Here is a 15,396-nt window from a genome sequence, read left to right as displayed (position 1 = left end):
TGGCAGGACATGCCGCTGACCGAGGCCGCGCAGACGGTGCAGGTGTCGGCGTACCCGGACCACTACGCCCAGTGGGAGCAGCAGGCCGCCGACCTGGTCGCCGAGCACTGGAACAGCTGACGACAGTCGCATGACGCCGCTGGCCGGTACCCCGTGCGGGGTACTGGCCAGCGGCGTCCTCGCATCCGGGCGGACGGACGGCCGCGTCGGGGGCCAGGGCCGTGGTCGTCCGGAGCCGGCACGATGCCGGGCGTACAGTCGGCTGGTGGAGCGTACCGAGAGAATGCCCGCGCAGACCCGCCCGCCCGGCGTGGCCACGGCCGATCCCGGCAGCGTCCTGCTGCCGGGCCACGACGTGCCGCTGGGCCGCTACACGACGGTGCGGCGGCTGCTGCCGCAGCGCCAGCGGCGGATGGTCGGGGCCTGGTGCTTCGTGGACCACTTCGGCCCGGACGACGTGGCCGAGCGGCCCGGCATGGAGGTGCCACCACACCCGCACACCGGCCTCCAGACGGTGACGTGGCTGCTGGACGGGGAGATCCTGCACCGGGACAGCCTCGGCAACGTGCAGCCGATCCGCCCCGGCCAGCTCAACGTGATGACCTCCGGGCACGGCATCGCGCACTCCGAACGGTCGCCCGATCGGCATCCGCCGCTGATGCACGGAGTGCAGCTCTGGGTGGCGCTGCCTGACCCGGCCCGCGCCGGTGCGGCCGACTTCGCCCACCACGCCGACCTGCCCCGCTGGCGCGCCGGCGAGCTGGACGTCACGCTGCTGGTCGGCGAGCTGGAGGGCGAGCGGTCGCCGGCCGTGACGCACACCCCGCTGCTCGGTGCGCAGCTCGAGGTGCGCGGGGCCGCGCCGGCCACGCTGCCGCTGCGGCGCGACTTCGAGTACGCGCTGCTGGCCATGTCCGGCGCCGCCGAGGTCGACGGTGTGCCGCTCGCCCCCGGGGCGCTGCTCTACCTCGGCACCGGCCGGGACGGGCTCACCCTGACCGGCGAGGTGGGCAGCCGCCTCCTGCTGCTCGGCGGGGCACCCTTCGAGGAGCCGCTGGTGATGTGGTGGAACTTCGTCGGCCGCTCGCACGAGGAGGTCGCCGCCGCGCGGGAGGACTGGATGGCCGGGCGGCGCTTCGGCGTCGTCGCCGACGACCCGGCCCCGCCGCTGCCCGCCCCGGCACTGCCCACCACCCGGCTCAAGGCGCGCGACCGCAGCGGCGGCGTCCTCGGCTGACCCGGGCAGGCGTGGCCGGGCCCGACATGGGTAGTCGCCGGCATGCCGACCATCTCCCGCATTGAGGACAAGAAGCGACTGGTGCGCCGGCTCGCCGGCAGCGGGCGGGGCTTCGCGGAGCAGTACGGCTTCCGGGTCACGAACAACCCGTCGAGCCTGTTCCAGGTGCTCTGCCTCGCCGTGCTGCTGGCCCGGCGCGGCGACTTCCGGCGCGCCCTGGACACCGCGCACGCGCTGCCCGAGGCGGGCTGGGACAGCGCCGCCCGGCTGGCCCGCTCGCTGCATGCCGACCGGGTGCGCGTGCTGCGCGACAGCGGCCAGCGCGGCGACGTCGACGCGCTCGCCGACACCCTGGGCGACCTGGCCCGGGCCGTCGTCGAGCGCTACCGGGGCGACCTGCGCCGGCTGCGCGCGATGGCGCACCACGACCCGGCCCGGGAGCGCGAGCTGCTCACCGAGCTGCCCGGCGTGGACGCCGCCGTGGCCGACCTGTTCCTGCGCGAGGCGCAGGCGCTGTGGCGGGAGGTGGCGCCGGTGGCCGACCGCAGGGCGCTGGTCGCGGCCCGCCGGCTGGGGCTGGGACGCTCGGCCGACGACCTCGCCGGGTTGGCCGGCAGCGGCGAGTCCGAGCGGCTCGCGTGGCTGGTCGGGGCGCTGGCCCGGGTCGACCTGGAGCAGCGGTACGCGGAGCTGACGCCCTGACGTGCGGGGTGCGCTGGCCCACAGTTCGCCGATAATCCTCCAAACGGGGGATGGCGCATCGTATGATGATCTCGGCAGTGATGATCGCCCGGTTCGGGCGTACATCAACCGCCTGGTGGTCGCGGCCCGGTTCGGGCCTCGTCGACCGTCGGTCAGGTTCTGCGTGGCGCCCCGGTCGCGGTTCGCGGCGGGGGCGCCCGCCTGTCCGGCCGCTACCCGCTCACCTGGCCAGGCCGGCCAGCAGGTTCACCGTCACCGCGATGACGAACGCGCCGAACAGGTACGACAGCATCGAGTGCCGCAGCACCGTCCGGCGCATCTCGTTGCTGGTGAGCGAGGTATCGGAGACCTGGAAGGTCGCCCCCACGGTGAACGCCAGGTAGGCGAAGTCGGAGTAGCGCGGCGCCTCCGGCTGGTTGAAGTCCACCCCACCGTCCGGCCCGGTGTAGTAGATCCGCGCGTACCGGGCGGCGAACACGGTGTGCACCACCAGCCAGGACAGCAGCACGCTGAGCACGCCCAGCCCGCTGTAGACGTTCCAGAGGCTCGTGGCGGGCCCCTGATGGGCGCGGGTCACCACGACGCCGACCGCCAGCAGGCTGGTCAGGCAGGCGACGAGCAGCAGGGAGTCGCGGGCCGCCCGGTTCGGGTCCTCGTACACCGCCAGCCGGGCCGTCCGGTCCGCGTCCATCGGCCACACCTTGTGCCAGACCAGCACCAGCCAGCTCAGCGCGGCGGCGTCCCAGCCGACCAGGGGGGCGAACTCCAGCGAGGCCGTCAGCGCGGTGAGGCCGCCGGCCAGCAGCCCGACCACGCCCATCACGGTGAGCTGGACGGCGGCCGGGGTGTGCCCGTACGGCCGCGCACCGTCACCCGTCACGGTCCCGCCTCGCGGAGGCACCGCCGCCGGTCAGCCGAGGCGCGGGCAAGGCTCAGATGCCGCGCAGGTGCTGCGAGACCCGCTGGTGCCGCTCCCGGGCCTGCGCCGCCCGCTGGGACGGGCCGACCTCGGGCGCGGCGTCGATGTGTGCGGAGCGGGCCACCTCGTTGCCGTTGGCGTAGTCGACCGGTGGCAGGGCCCGCAGGGCCTGCAACACGTCCGGCGGGGCGCCCTCGCGTTCGGCCTCGCGTACCACGTCGTCCTTCCCGGCCGGGTAGTCCAGGCTCGACAGGTACTGCAGCACGTCGGCGTAACTCGCCATGGTGTCGGCTCCTCCGGGCATCGATCCGGTCACGACCGGCGGCGGTTACCCGCCCGGCGGCCCGTCACGCGCCGTCCGGCGGGGAAATCCGCCGCCGTTTCCTGGACGGGGCACCGGGTACGCGCAGCCCGACGCAGTCGCGGAAGGAGCCACGGATGAACTACGACACCTTCGTCGACCAGGTCGCCCGGCGCACCCACATGTCCTCGGAGCAGGCGGTGGCGCTGACCCGGGCGACGCTGGAGACCCTCGCCGAGCGGCTGACCGGCGGGGAGGTGCTGGACCTGGCGGCGCAACTGCCCAAGCCGTTGCAGGTGGTGATGAAGCCGAGGCCGCGCACGGAGTCGGCGGACCGGTTCGGTGCGGCCGAGTTCGTCGCGCGGATCGCCGTGCGGGCCGGCATCGACGAGTCGGCGGCCAGGGACGCCGCCCGCGCGGTCTTCATCACGCTCCGCGAGGCGATCACCGGCGGCGAGTTCGACGACGTGGCCACCCAGCTGCCGCGCGACTACCGGATGCTGGTGGAACCCGCGATGGCTCCCGGCGCCACCCTGCGCCGCTCCTGACCGGGCCGGCAGACCCGCCGACCGTCCGTCCCGCGACCCGGCACGGCGGTCGGAGGTCGGGGTGCGACCCACCCCGACCGAGCCACCCCGACCGGCGGTCAGGCGACCGCGCCGGCGGCGCGCAGGGCGGCGACGTGGCCGGGGTCGAAGCCTGCCTCGGCCAGCAGCTCGTCGGTGTGCTCGCCGGGCTGCGGCGGCGGGCGGCGCAGCGCCGTCGGCGTGCCGGAGAAGCGGGGCGCCGGGGCCGGCTGGGTGACCCCGCCCTGCTCCACGAAGGTGCGCCGGGAGGCCAGGTGGGGGTGCTCGGGCGCCTCCCGCCAGTCCAGCACCGGCGCCACGCAGGCGTCCGACTGGCCCAGCAGTGCCGTCCACTCGTCCCGGGAACGGGTGCGGAACAGACGCGCCCACGCCCGGCGCAGCGCCGGCCAGTTCGCCGGGTCGGTGCGGTCCAGCGCCACGTCCGGGTGCAGCGGGAAGCCGCTGCGCCGGACCAGCTCGTCGTAGAACTGCGGCTCCAGTGCGCCGACGGCCAGATACCGGCCGTCGGCGCACTCGTACGTGTCGTAGAACGGGGCGCCGCCGTCGAGCAGGTTCACCCCCCGCGGGTCCTGCCACATGCCCAGCCGGCGCAGCGCGTGGATCTGGGTGCTGAGCACCGCCACGCCGTCCACGATGGCCGCGTCGACCACCTGGCCGCGCGCGCCGCCGCGCACCGCGTACAGGGCCGAGACCAGGCCCAGGGCGAGCATCATCCCGCCGCCGCCGAAGTCGCCGAGCAGGTTCATCGGCGGCACCGGGCGCTCCCCGGCCCGCCCGATCCCGTGCAGCGCCCCGGTCAGCGCCACGTAGCCGATGTCGTGCCCGGCGTACGGGGCGGCCGGGCCGTCCTGCCCCCAGCCGGTCATCCGCCCGTAGACCAGTCGCGGGTTCACCGCCAGGCAGTCCGCCGGGCCGACACCGAGCCGCTCGGTCACCCCCGGCCGGAAGCCCTCGATCAGCGCGTCGGCGCCGCCGACCAGGGCCAGCACCACCTCCCGGCCGCCGGGGGACTTCAGGTCCACCCCGATCGAGCGGCGCCCCCGGTTGAGCAGGTCCGGGTGCGGGCTGCCGAACGCGCCCGGGTCCACATCGGTGGCCCGGTCCACCCGGACCACGTCCGCGCCCAGGTCGGCCAGCATCATCGCGGCGAACGGGCCGGGCCCGATGCCGGCCAGCTCGACCACCCGTACGCCGGCCAGCGGGCCGGCCGGCACGTCCTCGGTCATCGGCACACGATAGGCGCTGCGCGTTTGCGCCGTAAGGGGCCGGGAACCCGCCGGGCGAGAGGCGGGAGGTGGCGTGGTCGACGACCGGATCAGGGTGGCCATGCTGCACGGTCCCGGCCGGCCCGACGCCGACGGCGTCAGCGACTACGTGGCGCACCTGGTCGAGGCGCTGGACGACGTGGGCGTCGAGGTGACCCCGGTGCCGGTGCGTCCCGACGGGGACGGGGGCCGCTGGCGGGCCGCCACCGTCCGGGCCGCGCGCCGGGTCCGCGAGCTGGCCCCCGACGTGGTGCACGTGCAGTTCGCGCCGTCGGCGTACCGGTTCTCCGGTCAGCCCGGCCTGCTGCCGTGGCGACTGCCCCGGCGGGTGCCGCTGGTCACCACCCTGCACGAGTACGGGTGGTGGGCCTGCCCCGGCTGGCTGCCGGGCCGGCTCTGGTCGGCGGCGGAGCGGGCCCGCTGCTGGGACCGGGAGTCGGGCCGGCTGGTGCCGGCCAGCGCGGCGGTCATCGTCACGAACCCCGGCCACGGGGACGTGGTACGTGCGCGCACCGGTCGCGCCCCGACGCACATCCCGATCGCCCCGAACGTCGCCGACCACGTCGGCGCGGCCACCGCCGGGTGGCGCCTGCGGGCCGAGCTGGGTCTGCCCGAGGGCGCCCCGCTGCTGGCCTTCTTCGGCTTCGTGCACCCCGTGAAGGGGCTGCGGCACCTGGTCGAGGCGCTGCCCGACCTGCGGGGCGACCACCCCGAACTGCGGCTGCTGGTGGTCGGCGGGTTCACCTCGCAGGCGTTGCCGGAGCAGGAGGCGCGGGCGTTCCGTGCCGAGCTGACCGGGCTGGCCCGGCGGTGCGGGGTGGCCGAGGCGGTGACGTTCACCGGGCACCTGCCCGCCGAGCGGGTCTCCGCCGCGCTGCACGCCGCCGACGTGGCGGTGCTGCCGTTCACCGCCGGGGTGAGCACGAAGAGTGGCGCCCTGCTCGCCGCGCTGGCGCACGGCGTGCCGACGGCGGTGACGGTGCCCGACTCCGCCGACGACGAGCTGCGCCGGGGCGGGGCGGTGGCGGTGATCGGGCGGCGCCGGGACAGCGCCGCGATCGCGCGCACCGTGGGCAGGCTGCTGGCCGATCCGGTGCTGCGCCGCCGGCTCGCCGAGCGGGGGCGGGCCTTCGCCGCCGCGTACTCCTGGCCGAGGGTCGCCGCCGCGCACCGCGAGCTCTACGCGCGGACGCTGGGGCGGGCCGGTGCCTGAGGCGTACGCGGACATCCTGGTGGTGGACCTGCTCGGCGGGATCGGCGACCTGCTGATGCTGCTGCCGGCAGTGCACGGCCTAGCCCGCCGCAACCCGGGCGCGCGGCTGCGGGTGCTCACCCACGACCCGGGGGCGGAGCTGGTGCGCGCCGACCCGGCGGTCGCCGAGGTGCGCACCCCCCGCCACGGCCGACCGGGCGCGGAACGGGAGGCGGTGGTCGAGGCGCTCGCGGCGGCGCGGCCGGACCTGGCGGTCAGCACCACCCGCTACGACGGCATCGCGGAGCTGCTGGAGGCCGCCGCCGCTCGGGTGGTGACGAACCTGTGGCGTGGCCCGCCACCGCACCAGCCGGTGGGCGCGCGCTACCTGGAGATCCTGCACGCCGAGGGGCTGCTGGACGCCGCCGACCGGTCCGCCCGCCCGCGTGTGCACGTCGACGACGACGCGCGTCGCGCCGGGGAGCGGGCGGTGGCCCGGTTGGTGGGGGAGCCGCTCGCGCCGCCCGTGGTGCTGGTGACCGACGTCGGGATGGCGGTGAAGCGGTGGCCCGGGCGGCACTGGCGGGCCCTGGCCGGGGAGCTGGCTCGGCGCGGTCACCCGGTGCTCACCGTCGGCCCCGTCGACCCCGACGCGCCGCTCGGGGTGCCGTTGCCCCGGTCCGACCTGCCCACGCTCGCCGGCCAGTTCGCCGCGGTGGGCCGGCGCGGTGGGGTGGTGGTCGGGCCCGACACCGGGCCGGTGCGGCTCGCCGCCGCCGCCGGCGCCACGACGGTCGCGCTGTTCGGCCCCACCGACGCCCGGCGGTACGGGATGGGCGGCACGGATATCCAGGGGTTGCCGGGGTGCCCGCACCGGCGCCCCACCGCCATCACCGAGCAGCCGTGCTGGTGGGAGGCGGGCTGCCCGCTCGACCCGGCGGGCCCGGCGTGCATGGCCGACCTCGACGTGGACGCCGTGCTCGCCGCCGTCACCGCCCGCTGACCGGCCTCCCCGCCGACTGACCGGCGTCGCCGTCGGCTGACCAGCGTCGCCGTCCGCTGACCGGCGTCGCCCGTCCGTGGGGCGACCGGCCGGACTGCCGTTCCCGCTGGTCAGGACGTGGTGGCGGCGGGTCGGGTCCGTCGGAGGGCGCCCCGGGTGTACATCGAAAGCGGGACGCGGATCTCGGCGGCCGGCACGACGCCCGGCTCCGACGGCGCTGCGACGGTGGGAGCGTGACGACGAACGCCGCGCCGACGACAGCACCCACCGATCCCGCCGCCGCACCCCGCCGCCTGCCGCTGCCGGACGTGCTGCGCGGGGTGGCGATCCTCGGCACCCTCGCCACCAACGCGTGGCTCTTCGCCACCCCCGGCGCGGAGGCCCGGTTCCTCACCGACGCCACGGCGATCTCGGCGGCCTCCGCCGGCGGGGCGGAACCGGTCGCCGCCGTCGTCGAGGGCATGTTCCGCTTCCTCGCCAACGGCAAGTTCCTCGCGCTGCTGACCATCCTGTTCGGCGTCGGCCTGGCCATCCAGCACCGCTCGGCCGTCGCCAGGGGGCGGCCCTGGCCCGGCCGGTACGGGTGGCGTGCCCTGCTCCTGTTCGTCGAGGGCGCCCTGCACTTCGTCCTCGTCTTCGCCTTCGACGTCCTGACGGGGTACGCGGTCGTCGCGCTGCTGGTGGCGTGGCTGCTCGCCCGTGCCGAGCGGGTCCAGCGGGCGGTGCTGTACGCCGCCGGCGCCCTGCACGTGACGCTGATGGTGCTACTCACCCTGGCCCTGGCGACCGCCCCGCCGACCGCGTCGGCCGACCCCGCCGCCGTCGCCGCCGACGCCCGGGTGTTCACGGCCGGAAGCTGGGCCGACCAGGTGGCGTTCCGCCTGGACAACTGGCTGGCCCTGCGCGCCGAGCCGATCGTCAGCTTCGCCCTGCTGGTCTTCCTGTTCCTGCTCGGCGTCCGGCTGTTCCGGGCGGGCGCTTTCGACCCGGACGTCCGGGGACGCGCCCTGCGGCGCCGGCTGCTCGCCGTGGGCCTCGGGGTCGGGTTGCCGCTCAACGCGGCCACCACCCTCGCCGGGCCGGAGTTCTTCCTGCTCGACCGGTACGTGTGCGCGCCGGTGCTGGCGTTGGGCTACCTCGGTCTGGTCGGGGTGCTGCTGGACCGGGTCCGCCGGCCCGGGCCGGTCACCGCCGGGCTGACGGCGGTGGGGCGTACCGCACTGTCCTGCTACGTCGCGCAGAACGTGCTGTGCGTGCTGGTCTGCTACGGGTGGGGCCTCGGCCTGGCCCGGGCCTGGCAGGACGCGTCGCCGTGGTGGGTGCTGGGGCTCTGGGTGGCCGTCGGGCTGACCCTGGCCGGCGGGGCGCGCTGGTGCCTGCGCCGGTACGGGCAGGGTCCGCTGGAGGCCCTCCAGAAGGCGGCCCTGCGCCGACTGCCGGCCGGCAGCCGGCGGTCCGGGCGTCGACGGGCGCCGGGCGCGTGATCCCGCGTGCCCGCTCGAACGGGGCGCGCGTGATCCCGCGTGCCCCGTTTGCCGCGCCCGCCGAGCCTGCCATAACCTTGTCGCCACGAGGGGAGTACTTCCCACGAGCCATCCCGGTCAGTACGGCGTGCCCGGAGCACGCCTCGGGTGGTTGCCCACAAACGGTGGGTGAAGGAGACCTCGAACATGACACGGTGTTCGAGGAGGCTCCATGCCCGATTTGTCGTACCTTGCCGCCACCGAGATCCAGTCGGTCGGCACCCCCACGCTGTGGGGCGTCACCATCGCCGCCGTGCTCGCCCTGCTGGCGCTGGACTTCCTGGTCACCCGCCGGCCGCACGAGGTGTCGATCCGGGAGGCGCTGGGCTGGTCGGCGTTCTACATCGCCCTGCCGCTCGCCTTCGGCGCGTGGGTCTGGTCCCGCTACGGCTCACAGCAGGGCGTGGAGTACCTCACCGGTTACCTGGTGGAGAAGTCGCTCTCGGTCGACAACCTGTTCGTCTTCATGCTGCTGCTGGCCGCGTTCGCGGTGCCGGCGGTGCTCGCCCAGCGGGTGCTGCTCTACGGCATCGTCGGGGCGCTGGTGCTGCGCGCGGTCTTCATCGCCCTCGGCGCGGCGGCCCTGCAGACCCTGGACTTCGCCTTCCTGCTCTTCGCGGTCATCCTGATCGTCACCGCCGTGAAGCTGCTGCGTGACGCCCTCTCCGGGCACGAGCAGGAAGTCGACATCAACAAGATGCGCTCGGTGCGGCTGCTGCGCAGGTTCATGCCGGTCACCGAGGACTACCACGGCACGAAGATGACCGTGCGCCTCGCCGGGCGGCGGACGCTCACCCCGTTCGCCCTCGTGGTGGTCGCCCTGTTCGCCACCGACGTGGTCTTCGCCGTCGACTCGGTGCCCGCCGTCTACGGCATCACCGAGGATCCGTACCTGGTCTTCGCCACCAACGCGTTCGCCCTGCTGGGGCTGCGCGCGCTCTACTTCGTGCTGCACGCCGCGCTCAGCCGGCTGGTCCACCTCAGCTACGGTCTGGCGATCATCCTGGCGTTCATCGGCGTCAAGCTGGGCCTGCACTGGGCGCACGGCATCTGGGCGGGCGTGCCGGAGATCCCCACCCTCGCCTCGCTGGGCGTCATCATCGGCGTCCTGGTGGTCGTCACGCTCACCAGCCTGCGGGCCACCCGCGGCGCCGCCCCGGGCAGGAAGGAAGTGGTGGTCGAGCGGCGCTGAGCGTCACCCGCCGCGGTGCCGTTCCGGCCGACCGCACCTGCCCGCCCCACCCCGGGTGGTACGACTGACGGGTGGGAATCGTGTCACCGGGCTTCCAGGGCCGGCCCCGCTCCGCGGAGCCGGCCCTGCCGCCGGGGCAGTACCTGACGGAGGACTTCCCCGTGCTCTCCGCCGGCCCGACGCCGAAGGTGCCGCTGGAGACCTGGGAGTTCGTCATCTCCACCGAGTCCGGCGCGGAGTTCCGCTGGAGCTGGGACGAGCTGATGGCGCTGCCCCAGGAGACCCCGACGGTGGACATCCACTGCGTCACCCGCTGGTCGAAGCGCGACACCGACTGGCAGGGCGTCTCCCTGGACACGCTGCTGGAGGGCATCGACACCGGCGCAGACTACGCGCAGGCCCACTCGTACGGCGGCTACACCACCAACCTGCCGCTGGCCGACCTGCGCGGCGGGCGGGCCTGGGTGGCGCACTCGTACGACGGCGGCCCCCTGCCGGCCGAGCACGGCGGCCCGGCCCGGCTGCTCGTGCCGCACCTGTACTTCTGGAAGTCCGCCAAGTGGGTGCGCGGCATCCGGCTCACCACGGAGGACCAGCCCGGATTCTGGGAGACCGCCGGCTACCACGACTACGGTGACCCGTGGCGTGAGCAGCGGTACCAGGGCGATTGACCGCCCCGCTGCGGTGGCGGGTGGCCCGGCTCGCCGAGCGCCGGGCGGAGACGCCGACCGCGCACACCCTGGTGCTGGAGGTGCCCGGCTGGCCGGGGCACCTGCCCGGGCAGCACGTCGACGTGCGGCTGACCGCCCCCGACGGGTACCAGGCGGCGCGGTCGTACTCGCTGGCCGGACCGGCCGACGGGAACCGGATCGCGCTGACCGTGCAGCGAATGCCCGACGGCGAGGTGTCGCCATACCTCGTCGACGTCTACGCCCAGGGCGACCCGGTGGAGGTGCGCGGCCCGGTCGGCGGCTGGTTCGTCTGGCGGCCGGAGGAGGCCGCGCCGGTGCTGCTGGTGGCCGGCGGCTCGGGCGTGGTGCCGCTGATGGCGATGGTGCGGGCGCGCCGCGCCGCCGACAGTCGCGCGCCGTTCCGGCTGCTCTACTCGGTGCGCACCCCCGCCGACGTGTTCTACGCCGACGAGCTGCGCGCCCGCGTCCGCGACGACCGGGGCCTGGACGTGACGTACGTGTACACCCGCCAGGCGCCGGAGGGCTGGCGGGGGGAGCCGCACCGGATCGGCCTGGCCGACGTCAGCAGCCACGGCTGGCCGCCCGAGCTGGAGCCGCTCTGCTACGTCTGCGGCCCGACCGGCTTCGTGGAGACCGTGGCGGACCTGCTCGTCGGGCTCGGCCACGAGAGCCGGCGGGTGAAGACCGAGCGGTTCGGCCCGACCGGCTGAGCGTCGAGGAGGAGTGTCCGATGACCGAGCTGTCGTACCTGGACGGCAACATGCTCGACGGCCCGTTGCGGGAGCTGTTCGCCGTCGACCTGAGCGCCGCCAGCGGGCGGTGCGCGCACTGCGGCACGCTCGGCCCGCTGGCCGGCCTGCACGTCTACTCGCACGCGCCCGGGCTGGTGGCCCGCTGCCCGAACTGCGCCGAGGTGATGTTGCGGCTGGTCCGCTCGCCCGACCGGGCCTGGCTGGATCTGCGCGGGGCCACCTTCCTCCAGGTGCCGATGCCGCTGGACCAGCCGCACCCGGGCCCGCTGTGACGGCGGGCCCGGACGCGGGCGGGGCGGGCCCGGCAGCCGGGACGGGCGGAGGTGGGGCGGTGGACGAGGACCTGCGGGCGCGGTCGGCGCGGGAGGTGTTCGAGGACCACCTGCGGCTGGCCGCCGAGCACCGGTTCGCGGAGGATCTGGCGCGCAACGTGTCGCCGTCCTGCGTGGTGCTGGAGCGCCGGGGCGTGTTCCGGGGGCACTCCGGGGTCCGGGAGCTGGCGCGCTGGCTGGAGGAGGAACTGCCCGGCGGCGGGTACGCGTACACGAACAAGCTGGTCGAGGGTCGGATGGCGTTCCTGGAGTGGACGGCGGACGCCGAGGGCGTGCGGGTCCGCGACGGGGCGGACTCGTTCCTGATCGAGCAGGGCTGGATCGTCGCCCAGACCATCCACTACACCGTCGAGCGCACCGGCGGCGGGTGACGGCTCGCGGCGCGATCGGGCGCAATCCGCTGGACATCGCCGGTGGGGGCGGCGACAGTTGTCCGCCGTGAGATATCTGCGTACCGCCGGGCCGGTCGGCATTCGCCGGCCCCGGCCCGCCGACGAGGCCGAGTTCGTCGCGGCGGCCCGGCGCAGCCGGGACCTGCACCACCCCTGGCTCTCCGCCCCCGACGACCCGACGAGGTACGCCGCGTACCTGGCCAAGATCCGGCGGCGGGACCACGCCGGATACCTGATCTGCGACCGGGCCTCCGGCGCCATCGCCGGGTACGTGAACATCAGCGGGATCCTCATGGGCGCGCTGCGCGGCGGGTACCTGGGCTATGCCGCCTTCCTGCCGTACAGCGGCACCGGGCACGCCTCGGCCGGCATCGGCCTGGTGGTCGCGCACGCCTTCGACACGCTCGGCCTGCACCGGCTGGAGGCGAACATCCAGCCGGGCAACGAGCCGTCCCGCCGGGTGGCCCGCCGGCTCGGCTTCCGGCTGGAGGGCTACTCACCCGAGTACCTGTTCATCGACGGGGCGTGGCGCGACCACGAGCGGTGGGCGATCACCGCCCCGGCCCCGGCCGGGCCGTAGGCGGTCAGCGCCCGGGCCGGCGCGCCTCGGGGCGCTGACCGCCGAGGCGCTCGATCCGCCCCTGCTTGTGCTCGACGCGCCGCCGCTGCCGGGGCGTGAGGTGTTTCCGGCCGCTCTGCCGCAGGTAGATCGGCTGCCGCTGGTCGTTGGACATCGGCATGCTCATGGCGCAGTCCTCCCGTCGCCCTGGTGGACCACCATCGTGCATCCGGGCCGGGTGAGACGAACCCACCCGGCCCGGGTGATCCGACGTACGCGTGCGCGTGCCCATGCCGTCGGTCGTCGACCACCGGAGCGGTCTCGCCCGGAGTGGTCGGCCCGACGGGGTACGCCCGGCTGGGCGAGTGCGGAGAATGCCCGATCTGCCATGTTTGTCAGGGCGTGGCGTGGGAACGGGGCCGAAATGACGAAACCTCGTGTGGTGATCGTGGGGGCCGGGTTCGCCGGATACCACGCGGCGAAGACGTTGAGCCGGTTGGCCAGGGACCGGGCCGAGATCGTGGTGCTGAACTCCACCGACTACTTCCTCTATCTCCCGCTGCTGCCCGAGGTGGCCGCCGGCGTGGTGGGGCCGACCCGGATCTCCGTGCCGCTGACCGGGACGCTCGACGGGGTGCGGGTGGTCATCGGCGAGGCCGACCACGTCGACCTGCAGAACCGCTGGGTCGGCTTCACCCAGCCGGAAGGGGACCGCAACCGGCTCGCGTACGACCGGCTGGTCCTCGCCGTCGGCAGCGTCAACAAGCTGCTGCCGATCCCCGGCGTCACCGAGTACGCGCACGGCTTCCGTGGCCTGCCCGAGGCGCTCTTCCTGCACGACCACGTGGTCCGGCAGATCGAGCTGGCCGAGCAGGCCGAGGACCCCGCCGAGCAGCAGGCCCGCGCCACCTTCGTGGTCGTCGGCGCCGGCTACACCGGCACGGAGGTGGCCGCGCACGGCCAGCTCTTCACCGACGAGCTGGTCTCCCAGCGCCCCCGACTCAAGATCCGCCCGAGGTGGATGCTGTTGGACGTCGCGCCCCGGGTCCTGCCCGAGCTGGACAAGCGGATGTCCGACACCGCCGACCGGGTGCTGCGCCGGCGCGGCGTCGACGTGCGGATGGGCACCTCCGTGGCCGAGGCCACCGCCGACGGGGTGAAGCTCACCGACGGCGAGTACGTCCCCACCTGCACCCTGGTCTGGTGTGTCGGCGTGCGCCCCGACCCGTTCGTCGCCGAGCTGGGGCTGCGGACCGAGAAGGGCCGCCTGGTCGTCGACGAGTACCTCAACGTCCCCGGCTTCCCCGAGGTGTACGCCTGCGGCGACGCCGCCGCGGTGCCGGACCCGACCCGGCCCGGGCAGATCTGCGCGATGACCGCGCAGCACGCCCAGCGGCAGGGCAAGCTGGCCGCGCACAACATCGCCGCCTCCTACAGGCAGGGGCGGCGCAAGCCGTACCGGCACTACGACCTGGGCTGGGTCGTCGACCTGGGCGGCAAGGACGCGGCGGCGAACCCGTTGAAGGTGTCGCTGTCGGGGCTGCCCGCCAAGGTGGTCACCCGGGGCTACCACCTGCTGGCGATGCCGGGCAACCGGGCCCGGGTGGGCGCCGACTGGATGCTGGACGCGGCGCTGCCCCGCCCGGCGGTGCAGCTCGGCCTGGTTCCGGCCAACGCCGTGCCCCTGGAAAGCTCCTCGCCCGAGGTGACCGTCCGGGCCCGCTGACGAGCGCCGCACCCCGCCGGATCCGCCGTTGCCCCGGGGCCACCGGGCGACCGGACCGTGTCCCGGGCACGGGGGCGGGTGAGCCCTCGGCGGTCAGGCCGGGCCGGGTGGTGGCTCGTCGGCGGCGGCGAGGGCGGCGTCGGTGGCGGGCCGGGCGCCGGCGACGAACGCGTCCAGGGCCGCCGCGTGCAGCACCCCGCCGGGCACCGGATCGCGCGCCGCGCGGGCCGCCAGCCGGGCCACCGGCAGCCGTCCGGCGCGCGGCGCGGCGGCGAGGACGAGGTTGCCGTACCGCCGGCCGCGCAGCATCCGCCGGTCGGCGACGAGGCAGACGTCGGCGAAGACGGCCCGCAGGGTGGCCGCCTGCACCCGGATGAAGACCAGCGGCGGCAGGTCCGTCACGTTGACGAGGTAGAGACCGTCCGGGCGCAGGGCCCGGGCCACCTCGGCGGCGAACTCGACGGTCGTCACGTGCCCGGGCATCCGGGCCGCCCGGTAGATGTCGGCGAACACCAGGTCGTACCCGCCGCGCGGGGCGCTGGTCAGCGTGTCCCGGGCGTCGGCCACCCGCACGTGGACGTCGGCGGGCAGGGCCGGCAGCTCCCGCGCCACCAGGTCGACCACGGCCGCGTCCCGCTCGACGACCAGTTGTGCCGAGCCGGGCCGGGTGGCGGCCAGGTAGCGGGGCAGGGTCAGCGCGCCGCCGCCGAGGTGCAGCGCGTCCAGCGGCCGGCCGGGCGGCGCGGCCAGGTCCGCCACGGCGGCCATGCGCCGTACGTACTCGAAGTGGAGGTGGCGGGGGTCGGCGACGTCCACGTAGGACTGTTCCACGCCCGCGGCGAGCAGTGTGCGCCCGGTCGGTCGGGCCGGGTCCACGACCAGCTCCAGCCGGTGCGCGTCGACGTCCATGCCGGCACGCTAGCCGAGCCTCGGGGGCGGGCCGGCGGGCTCCCGCAGTTGACCATGTAAAGAGGACGCGAAAGCTCGGGACCGCTCTTGCGAAGCACCCTGGGGAGTCTGCG

At 75.4% G+C, this 15,396-nt stretch carries 18 protein-coding genes; 13 read left to right on the top strand and 5 right to left on the bottom strand.

Going from position 1 to position 15,396, the window contains the following annotated elements; all coding sequences use genetic code 11:
* The first annotated feature begins 265 nt into the window (after window positions 1-265).
* Both AB0G14_RS32810 and AB0G14_RS32805 read left to right on the top strand, forming a co-directional pair.
* A complete protein-coding gene (locus AB0G14_RS32810) occupies window positions 266-1,237 on the top strand; it encodes a pirin family protein (protein ID WP_357704198.1) in 972 nt (323 codons plus the stop codon).
* A gap of 42 nt (window positions 1,238-1,279) precedes the next feature.
* Complete coding sequence (locus AB0G14_RS32805) at window positions 1,280-1,939, top strand: hypothetical protein (protein ID WP_357704196.1); 660 nt, start codon at window positions 1,280-1,282, stop codon at window positions 1,937-1,939.
* A gap of 220 nt (window positions 1,940-2,159) precedes the next feature.
* Here AB0G14_RS32805 and AB0G14_RS32800 read toward each other — a convergent pair whose 3' ends face one another.
* Both AB0G14_RS32800 and AB0G14_RS32795 read right to left on the bottom strand, forming a co-directional pair.
* On the bottom strand, window positions 2,160-2,819 hold the full coding sequence (locus tag AB0G14_RS32800) for a DUF1345 domain-containing protein (protein ID WP_357704194.1): 660 nt from the start codon (window positions 2,817-2,819) through the stop codon (window positions 2,160-2,162).
* A gap of 52 nt (window positions 2,820-2,871) precedes the next feature.
* The gene (locus AB0G14_RS32795; protein WP_357463863.1) at window positions 2,872-3,141 is read right to left on the bottom strand and encodes a DUF2795 domain-containing protein; all 270 of its coding nucleotides are present in this window, start codon (window positions 3,139-3,141) and stop codon (window positions 2,872-2,874) included.
* A gap of 155 nt (window positions 3,142-3,296) precedes the next feature.
* Between AB0G14_RS32795 and AB0G14_RS32790 the strand changes: the two genes are divergently transcribed.
* Window positions 3,297-3,707: a DUF2267 domain-containing protein gene (locus tag AB0G14_RS32790; RefSeq protein ID WP_357704191.1), complete on the top strand. Its 411-nt coding sequence runs from the start codon at window positions 3,297-3,299 to the stop codon at window positions 3,705-3,707.
* A 98-nt stretch (window positions 3,708-3,805) separates the two neighbouring features.
* Here AB0G14_RS32790 and AB0G14_RS32785 read toward each other — a convergent pair whose 3' ends face one another.
* Window positions 3,806-4,972, bottom strand: coding sequence for a CaiB/BaiF CoA-transferase family protein (locus AB0G14_RS32785; RefSeq protein ID WP_357704189.1), 1,167 nt, complete (start codon window positions 4,970-4,972; stop codon window positions 3,806-3,808).
* A gap of 73 nt (window positions 4,973-5,045) precedes the next feature.
* Here AB0G14_RS32785 and AB0G14_RS32780 point away from each other — a divergent pair, with 73 nt between their 5' ends.
* The 9 genes from AB0G14_RS32780 (at window position 5,046) to AB0G14_RS32740 (ending at window position 12,669) form a co-directional block, all read left to right on the top strand.
* Window positions 5,046-6,224 carry a glycosyltransferase family 4 protein gene (locus tag AB0G14_RS32780; protein ID WP_357704187.1) on the top strand — a complete coding sequence of 393 codons (1,179 nt, stop codon included), beginning with the start codon at window positions 5,046-5,048 and terminating at the stop codon, window positions 6,222-6,224.
* A complete protein-coding gene (locus AB0G14_RS32775) occupies window positions 6,217-7,206 on the top strand; it encodes a glycosyltransferase family 9 protein (RefSeq protein ID WP_357704185.1) in 990 nt (329 codons plus the stop codon). The genes AB0G14_RS32780 and AB0G14_RS32775 overlap by 8 nt, the downstream gene beginning before the upstream one ends.
* Window positions 7,207-7,439: 233 nt before the next feature.
* A complete protein-coding gene (locus AB0G14_RS32770; protein ID WP_357704183.1) occupies window positions 7,440-8,690 on the top strand; it encodes a DUF418 domain-containing protein in 1,251 nt (416 codons plus the stop codon).
* Between the two features lie 211 nt (window positions 8,691-8,901).
* Window positions 8,902-9,921: a TerC/Alx family metal homeostasis membrane protein gene (locus AB0G14_RS32765; protein WP_357704181.1), complete on the top strand. Its 1,020-nt coding sequence runs from the start codon at window positions 8,902-8,904 to the stop codon at window positions 9,919-9,921.
* Between the two features lie 80 nt (window positions 9,922-10,001).
* Window positions 10,002-10,592, top strand: coding sequence for a sulfite oxidase-like oxidoreductase (locus AB0G14_RS32760; protein ID WP_357704200.1), 591 nt, complete (start codon window positions 10,002-10,004; stop codon window positions 10,590-10,592).
* A complete protein-coding gene (locus tag AB0G14_RS32755) occupies window positions 10,589-11,323 on the top strand; it encodes a ferredoxin reductase (RefSeq protein ID WP_357704179.1) in 735 nt (244 codons plus the stop codon). Before AB0G14_RS32760 ends, AB0G14_RS32755 begins: the two co-directional genes overlap by 4 nt.
* 20 nt (window positions 11,324-11,343) lie before the next feature.
* Entirely contained in the window at window positions 11,344-11,637 is a 294-nt protein-coding gene (locus tag AB0G14_RS32750; RefSeq protein ID WP_357463842.1) for a DUF6510 family protein, read from the top strand.
* A 59-nt stretch (window positions 11,638-11,696) separates the two neighbouring features.
* Complete coding sequence (locus AB0G14_RS32745; protein ID WP_357704177.1) at window positions 11,697-12,068, top strand: hypothetical protein; 372 nt, start codon at window positions 11,697-11,699, stop codon at window positions 12,066-12,068.
* A gap of 67 nt (window positions 12,069-12,135) precedes the next feature.
* Entirely contained in the window at window positions 12,136-12,669 is a 534-nt protein-coding gene (locus AB0G14_RS32740; protein WP_350712200.1) for a GNAT family protein, read from the top strand.
* Between the two features lie 4 nt (window positions 12,670-12,673).
* Here AB0G14_RS32740 and AB0G14_RS32735 read toward each other — a convergent pair whose 3' ends face one another.
* Complete coding sequence (locus tag AB0G14_RS32735) at window positions 12,674-12,835, bottom strand: hypothetical protein (protein WP_350712201.1); 162 nt, start codon at window positions 12,833-12,835, stop codon at window positions 12,674-12,676.
* A 237-nt stretch (window positions 12,836-13,072) separates the two neighbouring features.
* Here AB0G14_RS32735 and AB0G14_RS32730 point away from each other — a divergent pair, with 237 nt between their 5' ends.
* Window positions 13,073-14,374, top strand: a complete 1,302-nt coding sequence (locus AB0G14_RS32730) for an NAD(P)/FAD-dependent oxidoreductase (RefSeq protein WP_357704174.1) — start codon at window positions 13,073-13,075, stop codon at window positions 14,372-14,374.
* A gap of 93 nt (window positions 14,375-14,467) precedes the next feature.
* Here AB0G14_RS32730 and AB0G14_RS32725 read toward each other — a convergent pair whose 3' ends face one another.
* Entirely contained in the window at window positions 14,468-15,283 is an 816-nt protein-coding gene (locus AB0G14_RS32725) for a fused MFS/spermidine synthase (RefSeq protein WP_357704172.1), read from the bottom strand.
* Window positions 15,284-15,396 lie beyond the last annotated feature (113 nt).

Origin of the sequence: Micromonospora sp. NPDC023814 (genome assembly GCF_040639595.1) — a bacterium.
Taxonomy (GTDB): Bacteria; Actinomycetota; Actinomycetes; order Mycobacteriales; family Micromonosporaceae; genus Micromonospora.
The sequence above is the reverse complement of the archived record's forward strand: the minus strand, read 5'-3'. Positions and strand labels throughout refer to the sequence as shown.

Coding starts and splice junctions, on each gene's coding strand:
- AB0G14_RS32805 (WP_357704196.1), top strand. CDS start 1,280: ATGCCGACCATCTCCCGCATTGAGGACAAGAAGCGACTGGTGCGCCGG.
- AB0G14_RS32795 (WP_357463863.1), bottom strand. CDS start 3,141: ATGGCGAGTTACGCCGACGTGCTGCAGTACCTGTCGAGCCTGGACTAC.
- AB0G14_RS32790 (WP_357704191.1), top strand. CDS start 3,297: ATGAACTACGACACCTTCGTCGACCAGGTCGCCCGGCGCACCCACATG.
- AB0G14_RS32785 (WP_357704189.1), bottom strand. CDS start 4,972: ATGACCGAGGACGTGCCGGCCGGCCCGCTGGCCGGCGTACGGGTGGTC.
- AB0G14_RS32765 (WP_357704181.1), top strand. CDS start 8,902: ATGCCCGATTTGTCGTACCTTGCCGCCACCGAGATCCAGTCGGTCGGC.
- AB0G14_RS32750 (WP_357463842.1), top strand. CDS start 11,344: ATGACCGAGCTGTCGTACCTGGACGGCAACATGCTCGACGGCCCGTTG.
- AB0G14_RS32735 (WP_350712201.1), bottom strand. CDS start 12,835: ATGAGCATGCCGATGTCCAACGACCAGCGGCAGCCGATCTACCTGCGG.
- AB0G14_RS32730 (WP_357704174.1), top strand. CDS start 13,073: ATGACGAAACCTCGTGTGGTGATCGTGGGGGCCGGGTTCGCCGGATAC.
- AB0G14_RS32725 (WP_357704172.1), bottom strand. CDS start 15,283: ATGGACGTCGACGCGCACCGGCTGGAGCTGGTCGTGGACCCGGCCCGA.